We start from the raw sequence: 12,447 nt of genomic DNA, 5'->3' as shown, positions 1-12,447 counted from the left end.
TCGGCCGAACCGACGCCCGTGCGTACCCGGCCGAAGCCTCCCGCTCCGGCCGACGTGCGCACGCACCCGAGAATCCGGAGCACTGCGTGACATCCCCTGACCACTCCCCCTCCCGCGACGACGTCCGACGCTGGCGGCAGTACCTCGCCGACGAGCGTGGCGAAGCCGCGACCTACCGGGACCTCGCCCGCCGCAGGACCGGCGAGGAGCGCGAGATCCTCCTCGGGCTCGCCGACGCCGAGGGCCGGCACGAGGCGCACTGGCTCGCCCTGCTGGGCCATGAGGTGGGCCGGCCCCTCCGACCGTCCCTGCGCAACCGGATCCTCGGTGTGCTCGCTCGGCGCTTCGGCTCCGTGTTCGTCCTCGCGCTGGCCCAGCGCGCCGAGGGCCGCTCCCCCTACGCCACGGACCCCTCGGCCACCAGCGCGATGGTGGCGGACGAGCAGATCCACGAGGAGGTGGTCCGCGGGCTGGCGACCCGCGGCCGCAACAGGCTCTCCGGCAACTTCCGGGCCGCGGTCTTCGGCGCCAACGACGGCCTCGTCAGCAATCTCGCCCTCATCATGGGCATCGGTGCCACCGGCGCGTCCACCGCGTTCATCCTGGTCAGCGGACTGGCAGGGCTCCTGGCCGGCGCACTCTCGATGGGCGCCGGGGAGTACGTCTCCGTGCGGTCCCAGCGGGAGCTGCTCTCCGCCACGCGTCCCACGCAGATCACGCTGACCGCCGCGAAGGAACTCGACATCGCGGCCAATGAGCTGGCACTGGTGTACCGGGCCCGCGGGATGACGCCCGCCGCGGCGGAGCACCGCGCGGCGGAGCGCCTCGGCCTCTACAGCTGTGACTGCGACCCCAGCTTCTCGCTCCGGCCCGAGGCCGAGGACGACGTCGACGAGCACGAGGCGGTGGGCACCGGATTGGGGGCAGCGGCGTCGAGCTTCTGCTTCTTCGCCTCGGGCGCCATCATCCCGGTGCTGCCCTACCTCGCAGGCCTGGGCGGGCTGACCGCCGTCGTCGTCGCCTGCGTGCTGGTGGGACTCGCGCTGCTGGCCACCGGCGCCGTCGTCGCCCTGCTGTCCGGAGCCTCGCCGCTGCGGCTGGCGCTGCGGCAACTGGCCATCGGACTGGGCGCGGCGGGCGTCACCTATCTCCTCGGGCTGCTCTTCGGCACGTCGATCGCCTAGCTGGAGCGGGCCGGCCCCGGCACCCTCCCGGGGACGCAGCCCGCGTGGGCGTCAGGCCGCGTCCCGCTCCTGCAGAACATGGTCCTCGAGGAGTCCGAGCGTGGCCTCGATACTGGCCGGGTGGCGCCGGGTGAAGCCCGTGAGGCGGAAGACGAAACGCCACCGCACGGCCCTGCCGTCCCACTCCTCCCGCACGAGCGTGGATGTACCGCGCGGCTCCAGCGTGTAGCGCCACACGTGTGCGGAGAAGTGCCGCCACGCGATGCGGCGCCCCTCCTCGAACTCCACCACCCGGTTGAGGATCTTGTAGGAGGCTCCCATGCGCATGTCCATCCCGAATCTCGCACCCAGGGACAGCCGGGCCGGACCGTTGGGTTGCTCCCCGCGCACCGTTCCCGAACCGTCGATCACGCTGTGCAGGGCCGGCGTCGCCAGCACCTCGAAGATGCGGTCCGCAGGGGCGTCGATGAGCCGCTCGCGCGAGATCAGGTAGGGCGTGGGTGTCATGTCCCCATTCTGCCCGGTCGCCGGCTCGGGGCACGCCGCCGGGCGGACGCGCCGGCGGGCGGTGGGCGCGCACGCCGTCCGACGACGGAGGGCCCGTCCACGGACGGGCCCTCCGGTGGAGCGTACGGGTCAGGGCTTGAGCAGCACCTTGATGGCGCGCCGCTCATCCATGGCCCGGTACGCCTCCGCGGCGTCCTCCAGCGGCATCTCGACGTCGAACACGCGGCCGGGATTGATGGTCCCGGCCAAGACGTCCTTCAGCAGTTCGGGGATGTAGGTGTGCGCCGGGGCCATGCCACCACCCACCGTGATGTTCTTCGCGAAGAGCACGCCGATGGGAAGCTCCGGACCGCCGGCGGGGACGCCGACGAACCCGAGATGGCCGCCCGGCCGCGTGCTGCGCAGCGCCTGGTCCATCGACTCCTTGGTCCCGACGCACTCGAGCACCGAGTCCGCGAGCACTCCGCCGAGCAGTTCGCGGACCTTCGCCACGCCCTCGTCGCCCCGCTCCGCCACGATGTCCGTCGCGCCGAACTCGCGCGCGAGCGCCTGCCGGTCCTCGTGCCGCGACATGGCGATGATGCGCTCCGCGCCGAGGCGCTTGGCCGCGAGGACCCCGCACAGTCCGACGGCGCCGTCACCGACGACGACGACGGTGCTGCCCGGTCCCACGTTCGCCGAGACGGCGGCGTGGTGGCCCGTGGACATGACGTCCGAGAGGGTGAGGAGGCTCGCGGTCAGGGCTGCGTCCGGCTCGGTGACGCCGTCGACCCTGCGCAGCGTCCCGTCCGCCTGCGGGACACGCACGGCCTCCCCCTGGCCACCCTGGAGGAAGTCGCCGTGCTCATCGGTGCTGCCCCAGCCCGCGAGGTGGTCGCAGGCGACGGTGACCCCGTTGAGGCACTGGGGGCACGTCCCGCAGCTGTCGACGAAGGGCGCGATCACGAAATCGCCGACGGCGAGATCGCGGACGTCATCGCCCACCGACTCGACGACGCCGACGAACTCGTGGCCGATGGCCTTCGGCTCCTTCGTGGGACGGACGCCGCGGTAGGGCCACAGGTCCGACCCGCAGACACAGGACGCGGTGACCCTGACGACGGCGTCCGTCGACCGGATGATGGTCGGGTAGTCGCGGTCCTCGACGCGGATGTCGCCGGGCCCGTGGATGATGGTGGCGCGCATGATGTCCTCCTGGAAGCTTGCCTGACGCAATCGGTGGTCCCCCGTCGCCACACTACAAGCCACGGGCGGCTCGCCCTATCGCACGGAGCCGCCCGCGTCCTCCTTGAACCGGCGCTCGATCTCCTCCAGGGTGCGTCCGCGCGTCTCGGGGATGTAGCGCCGGGCGAAGAGGATCGCCGCGACTCCGAGGACCACGAACACGAAGAAGGTGTTGGAGATGGTGATGGCATCCATGAGGATCGGGAAGCTGAGGCTGACGGCGAAGTTGACCATCCACAGCACGAACACCGCGGCGCCCATCCCGAGCCCGCGCAGCCGCATCGGGAAGATCTCCGACAGCATGAGCCAGGTGACCGGCGAGATGGCGCCCTGCTGGAAGGCCAGGAAGGTCACGGTGAGCGCGAGGACGAGGAACCCGCGCGCGGTGCCCTCCGGCACCAGCAGCGAGACGAGCCCGATGGCCAGGAGGGCCGCAGTCGTCCCGATCTGGCCGACCAGCAGCATGGGGCGGCGCCCAACCCTGCCGAGCAGCCAGATGCCGACGAAGGTCGCCGCGACGGAGATGACGCCGTTCGCGATGTTGGCGGTCAGTGCCGCCTGCGTACCGAAACCCGCGACGACCAGGATCTGCGTGCCGTAGTACATGATCGAGTTGACGCCGGTGATCTGCTGGATGACGGCGAGGCCGAGCCCGACGACGACGATGCGCCGCAGCCACGGCTCGCGCAGATCACGGATCCCGGCCTTGTCCCTCTCGCGGTCCTCCAGGGCGAGGGACTTCACCTCCTCGTACTCGATGCGGGCGGCAGCCGGCGGGCGGAGGCGCTGCAGCGCCCTCAGGGCGAAGCCGAAGGCCCCGTGCGCCGCGAGCCAGCGCGGACTCTCCGGGACGAAGTACATCCCGATCCACAGGCCGATCGCGGGGAGGGTCGCCAGGACCAGCATCCACCGCCAGATCCCGTGGCTGTCACCGAACACGGTGCCGAGGAAGGCGCTCGTGCTGAAGGCGATCAGCTGGCCCGTGACGATCATGAGCTCGTTCCGGGTGACGGTCTGCCCGCGGCGCGCGGCCGGCGAGAGCTCCGCGAGGAAGATCGGCACCATCACGGACGCGCCACCCACCGCCAGTCCGAGAACCAGCCGCGAGGTGACCATGACCGTGACGTCCGGCGCGAGGGCCGTGCCGACCGTCCCGACGAGGAACACCACGGCGAGCATGATGATCATCCGCCTGCGCCCGTAGGCATCGGCGAGGCGCCCGCCGGCGAGCGCGCCGAACGCGGCGCCGAACACGAGCGAGCTGGCCACGAGCCCCTCGGTCACCGGGGTCAGGCGGAGGTCATCCACCATGAAGGGCAGCGCGCCGTTGATCACGCCCGTGTCGAAGCCGAACAGCAGGCCGCCGAGGGTGGCCACCCAGGTGACACGGCGCAGGTACCTCCGCTGCTGGTCGCCGTCGGCCTCCGCCGTGTCGACCGCCCTGCTCCTCGTCGCGCCGCTCATCGTCCGTGCATCTCCTGCGTGTGTCGTGGTGGTGTGTGCTGCCGCCTGAAGCCGCGAGGGCTGCGCGCCCTGCGTGCCCACGCTAGTTCCTGCACGCCCGGCCTGCAGCCGCGAGAGGCCCTGGATCCACGTTGACACCGGCGGACGCCTGAGCCACCGCCCCGGCCCCTGCACGTGCTCCTGCACGTGTCCCTGCACCGAACCTGCACCGAACCTGCACCGAACCTGCCCCGAACCTGCCCTGAACGCACAGCAGCCTCCCCCGCGGGTGTGCGGGGGAGGCTGCCGGACGAGCATGGATCAGAGGGTCGCGTAGACCTCGCGGAGGAGCTTGGCGGTCTCGGACGGCGTCTTGCCGACCTTCACCCCTGCTGCTTCGAGCGCTTCCTTCTTGGCCTGCGCCGTTCCCGCGGAGCCGGAGACGATCGCGCCGGCGTGGCCCATCGTCTTGCCCTCGGGTGCCGTGAAGCCGGCCACGTAGCCGACGACCGGCTTGGTGACGTTGGCCTTGATGAACTCGGCGGCGCGCTCCTCGGCGTCCCCGCCGATCTCGCCGATCATGACGATGGCCTTGGTCTCGGGATCGGCCTCGAACGCGGCGAGGGCGTCGATGTGGGTGGTCCCGACGACGGGGTCACCGCCGATGCCGATCGCCGTGGAGAAGCCGAGATCGCGCAGCTCGAACATCATCTGGTAGGTCAGGGTGCCGGACTTCGAGACGAGGCCCACACCGCCCTTGCCGGTGATGTTCGCCGGGGTGATACCCACGAGGGACTCCCCGGGTGTGATGATGCCGGGGCAGTTCGGGCCGATGATGCGCGTCACCTGGTTGCCGTCGGCGTCGATCTTCGACTGGGCGAGCGCCCAGAAGGAGGCCGAGTCCTGCACCGGGACACCCTCGGTGATGACGACGACGAGGCCGATGCCGGCCTCGATCGCCTCGACGACCGCGTCCTTCGTGAACGCGGGCGGGACGAAGACGATCGACACGTCGGCGCCGGTCTCCTTCATCGCTTCCTCGACGGTGCCGTACACCGGCAGGGTGACGTCGCCGTGCGTGACACTGGTGCCGGCCTTGCGGGCGTTGACGCCGCCGACGACCTGCGTACCGGCCTTCAGCATGAGGGCGGTGTGCTTGGTGCCCTCCCCGCCCGTGATGCCCTGCACGATGACCCTGGAGTCCTTGTTGAGGTAGATAGACACGGGTGTTCCCTTACTTTCCGTAGGCCAGCGCGGCGGCCTTGTCGGCGCCTTCGTCCATGGTGTCGGCGAGGGTCACCAGCGGGTGGTTCGCCTCGGCGAGGATGCGGCGTCCCTCGTCGACGTTGTTGCCGTCGAGGCGCACGACGAGAGGCTTGTTGGCCTCGTCGCCCAGCATCTCGAGGGCCTTGACGATCCCGTTCGCCACGGCGTCGCAGGCGGTGATCCCGCCGAAGACGTTGACGAAGACGCTCTTGACCTGCGAGTCGTTGAGGATGACGTCGAGGCCGGCGGCCATGACCTCGGCGGACGCTCCACCTCCGATGTCGAGGAAGTTCGCGGGCCGCACGTTGCCGTGGGCCTCGCCGGCGTAGGCGACGACGTCGAGCGTGGACATGACCAGCCCGGCACCGTTCCCGATGATGCCGACCTCGCCGTCGAGCTTGACGTAGTTGAGGTCGTTCTCCTTGGCCTTGGCCTCCAGGGGATCGGCGGCGTCCTTGTCCTCGAGTGCGGCGTGGTCCGCGTGGCGGAACTCGGCGTTCTCGTCGATGGTGACCTTGCCGTCGAGGGCGAGGATGTCCCCAGCGCCCGTCTTGACGAGCGGGTTGACCTCGACCAGCGTGGCGTCCTCCTTCACGAAGACGTCCCAGAGCTTGAGGATGGTGTGGATGACGCCCTCACGCAGTTCGGGCGCGAACCCGGCGGCGTCGACGATCTCCTCGGCCTTGGCCTGGTCGATGCCGGTCGCGGGGTCGACGGCGATGCGCGCGAGCGCTTCGGGCCGCTCGACGGCGAGCTGCTCGATCTCCATGCCGCCCTCCACCGAGCACATGGCCAGGTAGTTACGGTTGGACCGGTCGAGCAGGACGGAGAAGTAGTACTCCTCGGCGATGTCCGCGCCCTGCGCGATCATCACCTTGTGGACCGTGTGCCCCTTGATGTCCATCCCGAGGATGTCAGAAGCGTAGGAGAAGGCCTCGTCGGGGGTCTTCGCGACCTTGACGCCGCCGGCCTTGCCGCGGCCACCGACCTTGACCTGGGCCTTGACGACGACGACGCCGCCGATCTTCTCGGCTGCCGCCTTTGCTTCTTCTGGGGTGTGCGCAACGATTCCGGCGAGCACGGGAACTCCGTGTGCCTCGAAGAGATCGCGCGCCTGATATTCGAACAGGTCCACGGGCTAGAGTCCTTCTACGTCGAAGTAGGTTTACAGAGGGAACTTTAGCCCCCTCGACCCGAGGGCCTTTTCCAGACTATCGGTTTAGTGAGTAAGGCCACACTTCTATCTTTTGTAGAATTCGGGCCTGTTCTGGTATCCCCGAAAAGTGCGGGATTCCGGCGATCAGGCCACCTTCGTCAGGGGCGCGTAGCGCAGCAGCAGCCTCTTCTCGCCGGCGTCGAAGCGCACCTTCGCGACCGTCTTGTCACCCGCGCCCTCGACCGCGAGCACCGTCCCGTTGCCGAAGCTCGCGTGGTTGACGTGGTCCCCCACGGCGACCGAGACGACCTCCTTCTGGGGCTGGACGCGACCGATCGCCTTCGCAGGGGCGACGCTCCCGCCGGCGAAGCCCCCTCCGCTGGCTCCCCAGTAGGAGCCGCTGAACCGCGGACCGCTCGTGCTCCCGCCGGACGAACTCCACGACTGCTTCGCGGCGCCCTCCCGCTTCCAGTGGATCAGCTCCTCGGGGATCTCGCCGACGAACTGGCTGGCCGGGTTGTACTGGCTCTGGCCCCACATGCTGCGGACCTCGGAGCGGGTGATGTAGAGACGCTGGCGTGCACGGGTGAGGCCCACGTAGGCGAGCCGGCGTTCCTCGGCCAGCTCCTTCGGATCGGTGGCCGAGCGCTGGTGCGGGAAGATCCCCTGCTCCATACCGGTCAGGAAGACCACGGGGAACTCGAGCCCCTTCGCGGTGTGCAGGGTCATGAGGGTGACCACTCCCTGCCGGCGGGCCTCCTCGACGGCACGCTGGACGTCGGCGGCGGACCCGTCGGGGGCGTCGGGGATCTGGTCCGCGTCCGCGACGAGCGACACCTGCTCGAGGAAGTCCCCCAGGGTGCCCTCCGGGTTGTCCCGTTCGAACTCCCGCACCACCGCCACGAGTTCCGCGAGGTTCTCGACGCGCGACTCGTCCTGGGGGTCGCTGCTGGTCCTCAGCTGCTCGAGGTAGCCGGTCTGCTCGAGAACGGCCTCGAGGGCCGCCGACGCGCCCGAGCCGCCGGCCACCTCCGCGAGGTCGTCGATGAGCTTGACGAATCCGGTCACGGCGTTGACCGATCGCGTCGCCATACCGGGGGCCTGGTCGGCGCGCCGCAGCGCCTCCATGAAACTGATCCGCTCCCGTTCACTGAGGGCCGCGATGGCGTACTCGGCGCGATCACCGATGCCGCGCTTCGGCTCGTTGAGCACCCGGCGCAGGTTGACGACGTCGTCCTGGTTGACGAGGACGCGGAGGTACGCGAGCGCGTCCTTGATCTCCTTGCGCTCGTAGAAGCGGGTGCCGCCCACCACCTTGTAGGGCAGTCCGACCCGCAGCAGGATCTCCTCGATGGATCGCGACTGCGCATTGGTGCGGTAGAAGACCGCCACGTCACCGGGGCGCAGGTCGTCCTCGTCCTGGAGGCGGTCGATCTCCTCGGCGATGAAGCGTGCTTCCTCGTGCTCGTTCTCGCCGACGTAGCCGACGATCTTCTCGCCGCTGCCCTCGGCGGTCCACAGGCGCTTCTCGGGCCGGTTCGGGTTGCGCGAGATCACGGCGTTCGCCGCACTCAGGATGTTCTGCGTGGAGCGGTAGTTCTGCTCGAGCAGGATCGTGCGGGCGCTCGGGTAGTCGTTCTCGAACTCGACGATGTTGCGCACGTCCGCCCCGCGGAACGCGTAGATGGACTGGTCGGAGTCGCCCACCACGGTGAGCTCCGCGGGATCGTCGGTGGACTCGCCGGGCACCCCCACGATCTCCCGCACCAGCGCGTACTGCGCGTGGTTGGTGTCCTGGTACTCGTCCACGAGGACGTGGCGGAAGCGGCGCCGGTAATAGTCCGCGACGCCGGGGAAGGCCCTGAACATGTAGACGGTCTGGGCGATGAGGTCGTCGAAGTCCATGGCGTTGGCCTGGCGCATGCGCTGCGCGTAGCCCGTGTACACCTCGGCGACGGCCTGCTCGAACGGATCCGCGAGGTTCACCGTCGAGGCGAACGACTCCTCGTCCACGAGTTCGTTCTTCAGGGCGGAGATCTTGTGCTGGATGGCCTTGGGCGGAACCTTCTTCGGGTCCAGGTCCAGCCCCTTGGCCACGAGCGTGATGAGGCGCAGGGTGTCCGCGGAGTCGTAGATGGAGAAGTTGGAGTTCAGTCCCACGGAAGCCGCCTCGCGGCGCAGGATGCGGACGCAGGAGGAGTGGAAGGTGGAGATCCACATGCGCTTCGCCACGTCCCCGATGAGCCCCTCGATGCGCTCCCGCATCTCCGCCGCGGCTTTGTTGGTGAAGGTGATGGCGAGGATCTGGCCGGGATGCGAACGGCCCGTGGCCAGGAGGTAGGCGATGCGGTGGCTCAGCACGCGGGTCTTCCCGGAACCGGCACCCGCGACGATGAGCAGGGGCGAGCCGCCGTGCTTGACGGCTTTCTCCTGCTGCGGATTCATGCCCAGCAGCAGCTCGTGCGCGCGCTGCTCGTCCACTCCCGCACGCGCCGGCACGTGGTCCGCGGCAGGGTCTCCCGAGGCCGGTCCCGTCCCCGCACGCGGCGCCGCCGTGGCCATCGCGGCCTCGCGTGCCCGCTTCTTCTCGGCAGGGGTGGGAGGGGAGACGTAGGGATCGAAGAGCATGTCCATGGTGACTCCAAGTCTAGGCCGTGACCCCGACAGTCCGCCCGGCCCGGCAGGCCCCGCACGCGGCACCGCCCCCGCCGGGAGACCCTGCGGGGGCGGTGCGTACAGCGGGCGCTGGAGCTACTTCTCCGTCCGGAGCTCGTCCTTTTCGATCCCGAGGATGAGGAGCTTGCCGCTCTTGCGGTCCGCGAGGTACTCCCGCATCTCCCGCTTGATCACGGGGAGCAGGAAGTACACGCCGAGCAGGTTCACGAAGGCGCAGACGAACAGGGCGGCATCGGCGAAGCTGATGACCTGGCTGAAGGTGAGCACGCAGCCGGCGACCGTGAAGAACAGGAACACGATCTTGTAGGTGATCTCCGCCGTCTTGCCCCGGCCGAACAGGAACTCCCAGGCCTTCAGTCCGTAGTAGGACCACGTGATGAGGGTCGAGTAGGCGAAGAGGACGACGGCGATGGCGAGGACGATGGGGAACCACGGCAGCACGGTCGCGAAGGCGTCCGAGGTCAGGATGACGCCGTCGGGCGTGTCTCCCCCGCCCTGCACCTGATCGATGCCCGCCTGCAGGCTCGGCGCACCGGCGATCACGATCGCGAGCGCCGTCATGGTGCAGATGAGTACGGTGTCGACGAGCGGCTCGAACAGGGCCACGAAGCCCTCACTGACCGGGCGGCGGGTCTTCACGGCGGAGTGGGCGATGGCGGCGGAACCGACGCCTGCCTCGTTGGAGAACGAGGCCCGCTGGAACCCGACGATCAGGACACCGAGGATGCCTCCGGCGATTCCCTGGGGATCGAAGGCACCGGTGATGATCGCCCCGAAGGCGCCGGGTACCTGGTCGATGTTCGCGATGATCACGAAGAGGCAGGCGAGGACGTAGATGCCGCCCATCGCGGGCACCAGGCGCGACGTCGTGGCGCCGATGGACTTGATGCCGCCGAGGATGACGATCGCCACGAAGAAGGCGAGGACCAGTCCGAAGATGAGGGCCGCGCCGGCGCTGCCGAGGAACCCGTCCGCACCGCCCGTGACGTTCTGCACCTGGGCGAAGGTCTGGTTGGCCTGGAACATGTTGCCGCCGGCGATGCCGAAGATGAGGATCGCGACCGCGAAGATCCCCGTGAGGATCTTGGCCGGGATGCGACCGAGCTTCTGGAAGGCGATGGGCAGGTACTTGAACGGACCGCCGCTCACGGTGCCGTCCTCATGGACCTCGCGGTACTTCACGCCGAGCGTGCACTCGGCGAACTTGGTCGCCATGCCGATCAGGCCGGCGCAGATCATCCAGAACGTGGCGCCCGGGCCACCGAGGGCCATGGCCGCACCGACGCCCGCGATGTTGCCGAGCCCGACCGTCCCGGAGAGGGCCGAGGTGAGCGCCTGGAAGTGCGGCACCTCGCCCGGATCGTCCTTGGAGGAGTAACGCCCACGCACTACTTCGTAGCCGACCTTGAGGCCGCGGAGCTGAGGTACCCCGAAGTAGATCGTGAAGATGATCCCGGCAAGGATGAGCCAGGCGACGACGGCGGGGAAGCTGACGTCGCCGATGGTGATCGGGAAGAACACGATGCTGGAGAAGATCTCGGTGGGTCTCGCGAAGGCGTTGTTGATCGCCTCGTCGATGGCGGCGAGCCATCCGACGTCCTCGGTGACCGTCGCCATGGGGAGTGCGGAGTGAATATGCATCCCACCAATGAACCGCTTTTCCGGTGTGAAGGCAATCACACTGGGCTCCCGGCGGGGGAACGTCATCCGATCGCAACGCAGTTCACATGGTGTTCACAGCCCGGCGTGGTGGTCCTCCGGCGTCGCCCATACTGGGACGGTGGCGAAGACCAGGGCGCAGATAGCACGCAAGCACGCGACCGGCACTCCTGTGCCGGTGGCTCCCCCGACCGACGGCCGCCGGAAGAACAACGGCTCGCTCGTCCTCGTCGCAGCCGCCGGGGCCTCCCTGTTCCTCTTCTGGTACCTCCACCTGCTCACGCTGGGCCAGATGACGCAGCTCTCCGACGGCCTCACCATGCCGGACATGCTCGTGGGTGGGTACGACGTGGGCTACGTGGAGCGCCTGCGCGGGGCGATGGACGACGACGCCCGGGGCCAGCTGAGCTACCTGCACAGGACGGCCGGCACGCTCTTCCCCCTGATCTTCGCGTTCGCCTGGCTCCTGCTCGTCCAGCTCAATGTCGGGCGGCGGTGGCTCCGGTGGCTGCTGTGGTCGCCCGTGATCCTGTTCACCGTGGCCGACCTCTGGGAGAACGTCGCGATCGACACGGTGCTGGCCCAGGCCGTCCCCGAACCCGGCGCCGTCGCGCTGGCCTCGGTGCTGACGGTGTCCCGGTGGATCCTGCTGGCCCTCAGCCTCATGGCGGGGGCGGCTGCGGTGTTCCTGCCGCGGCGGCTGCGGGGTGTCCCCGGCGCGGACACGACCGCGCGGACCGGGTAAGCTGGGACCGCCGGATCGGTGCTCCACCGATCCCGCGCCTCTGTAGCTCAGTAGGATAGAGCGTCCCTCTCCTAAAGGGAAGGTCGTCGGTTCGATTCCGGCCAGGGGCACCACCACGACCGAGGACGGGCTTCCCTGCCCGTCCTCGCTATGCGTCGAAGGGACCCGCGGTGCGCGTCACGCCCGTCATCACGGTCACGGCGCTCTGCCTCCTGGATGCCCACGGGCACCTGCTGCTAGTCCGCAAGCGTGGGACGTCCGTGTTCATGCAGCCGGGCGGGAAGCCCGAGCCGGACGAGACGCCTACCCGGACGGGCTCCCGTGAACTGCAGGAGGAACTGGGACTGACCGTGCGCCCGGAGGAGCTGACACTGCTCGGGACCTGGTCGGGGCCCGCCGCCAACGAGGCGGACACCCGCCTGGTCGCCACGGTCTTCCTGTGCCCCCTGGCAGGCGAGCCGCGGCCTGCGGCCGAGATCGAGGAGCTGGACTGGCTCGACCTCGATGCAGCGGGACTCCGGGGCGACCTCGCCCCGCTGCTCACCGACTACGTGGTCCCCGCGCTGCTGGCACTGCGGGGATGACCG

10 protein-coding genes and 1 tRNA gene are annotated in these 12,447 nt (G+C 69.4%); 4 read left to right on the top strand and 7 right to left on the bottom strand.

Features of this window, described 5'->3' with window-relative positions; translation table 11 throughout:
• Positions 1 to 86 precede the first annotated feature (86 nt).
• Entirely contained in the window at positions 87 to 1,184 is a 1,098-nt protein-coding gene (locus tag FNH21_RS14815) for a VIT1/CCC1 transporter family protein (protein WP_191932031.1), read from the top strand.
• Positions 1,185 to 1,235: 51 nt separating this feature from the next.
• Here the strand turns inward: FNH21_RS14815 and FNH21_RS14810 are convergent, their stop codons facing one another.
• The 7 genes from FNH21_RS14810 to FNH21_RS14780 all read right to left on the bottom strand — a co-directional run bounded on the left by FNH21_RS14810 (position 1,236) and on the right by FNH21_RS14780 (position 11,097).
• Positions 1,236 to 1,691, bottom strand: coding sequence for an SRPBCC family protein (locus FNH21_RS14810; protein ID WP_152816841.1), 456 nt, complete (start codon positions 1,689 to 1,691; stop codon positions 1,236 to 1,238).
• Between the two features lie 129 nt (positions 1,692 to 1,820).
• Positions 1,821 to 2,876: a zinc-dependent alcohol dehydrogenase family protein gene (locus FNH21_RS14805; protein WP_152816840.1), complete on the bottom strand. Its 1,056-nt coding sequence runs from the start codon at positions 2,874 to 2,876 to the stop codon at positions 1,821 to 1,823.
• A 75-nt stretch (positions 2,877 to 2,951) separates the two neighbouring features.
• On the bottom strand, positions 2,952 to 4,379 hold the full coding sequence (locus tag FNH21_RS14800) for a sugar porter family MFS transporter (protein ID WP_152816839.1): 1,428 nt from the start codon (positions 4,377 to 4,379) through the stop codon (positions 2,952 to 2,954).
• A 300-nt stretch (positions 4,380 to 4,679) separates the two neighbouring features.
• On the bottom strand, positions 4,680 to 5,582 hold the full coding sequence (gene sucD / locus FNH21_RS14795) for a succinate--CoA ligase subunit alpha (protein WP_191932030.1): 903 nt from the start codon (positions 5,580 to 5,582) through the stop codon (positions 4,680 to 4,682).
• 10 nt (positions 5,583 to 5,592) lie between these two features.
• Entirely contained in the window at positions 5,593 to 6,759 is a 1,167-nt protein-coding gene (gene sucC / locus FNH21_RS14790) for an ADP-forming succinate--CoA ligase subunit beta (protein WP_055769551.1), read from the bottom strand.
• A 165-nt stretch (positions 6,760 to 6,924) separates the two neighbouring features.
• Entirely contained in the window at positions 6,925 to 9,414 is a 2,490-nt protein-coding gene (pcrA, locus tag FNH21_RS14785; RefSeq protein WP_152816838.1) for a DNA helicase PcrA, read from the bottom strand.
• 117 nt (positions 9,415 to 9,531) lie between these two features.
• Complete coding sequence (locus FNH21_RS14780; RefSeq protein ID WP_152816837.1) at positions 9,532 to 11,097, bottom strand: alanine/glycine:cation symporter family protein; 1,566 nt, start codon at positions 11,095 to 11,097, stop codon at positions 9,532 to 9,534.
• 139 nt (positions 11,098 to 11,236) lie between these two features.
• On the opposite strand from FNH21_RS14780, the gene FNH21_RS14775 reads away from it, so the two are divergent.
• From FNH21_RS14775 to FNH21_RS14765, 3 genes are all read left to right on the top strand, one after another.
• Entirely contained in the window at positions 11,237 to 11,860 is a 624-nt protein-coding gene (locus tag FNH21_RS14775; RefSeq protein WP_191932029.1) for a hypothetical protein, read from the top strand.
• Between the two features lie 36 nt (positions 11,861 to 11,896).
• Positions 11,897 to 11,973: transfer RNA gene (locus FNH21_RS14770), tRNA-Arg, on the top strand.
• Between the two features lie 57 nt (positions 11,974 to 12,030).
• Complete coding sequence (locus tag FNH21_RS14765; protein WP_191932028.1) at positions 12,031 to 12,444, top strand: NUDIX domain-containing protein; 414 nt, start codon at positions 12,031 to 12,033, stop codon at positions 12,442 to 12,444.
• The last annotated feature ends 3 nt before the right edge of the window (positions 12,445 to 12,447 follow it).

It is taken from the genome of Arthrobacter bussei, assembly GCF_009377195.2.
GTDB classification, from domain to species: Bacteria; Actinomycetota; Actinomycetes; order Actinomycetales; family Micrococcaceae; genus Arthrobacter_D; species Arthrobacter_D bussei.
This window is presented reverse-complemented; position numbering and strand designations above follow the sequence as displayed.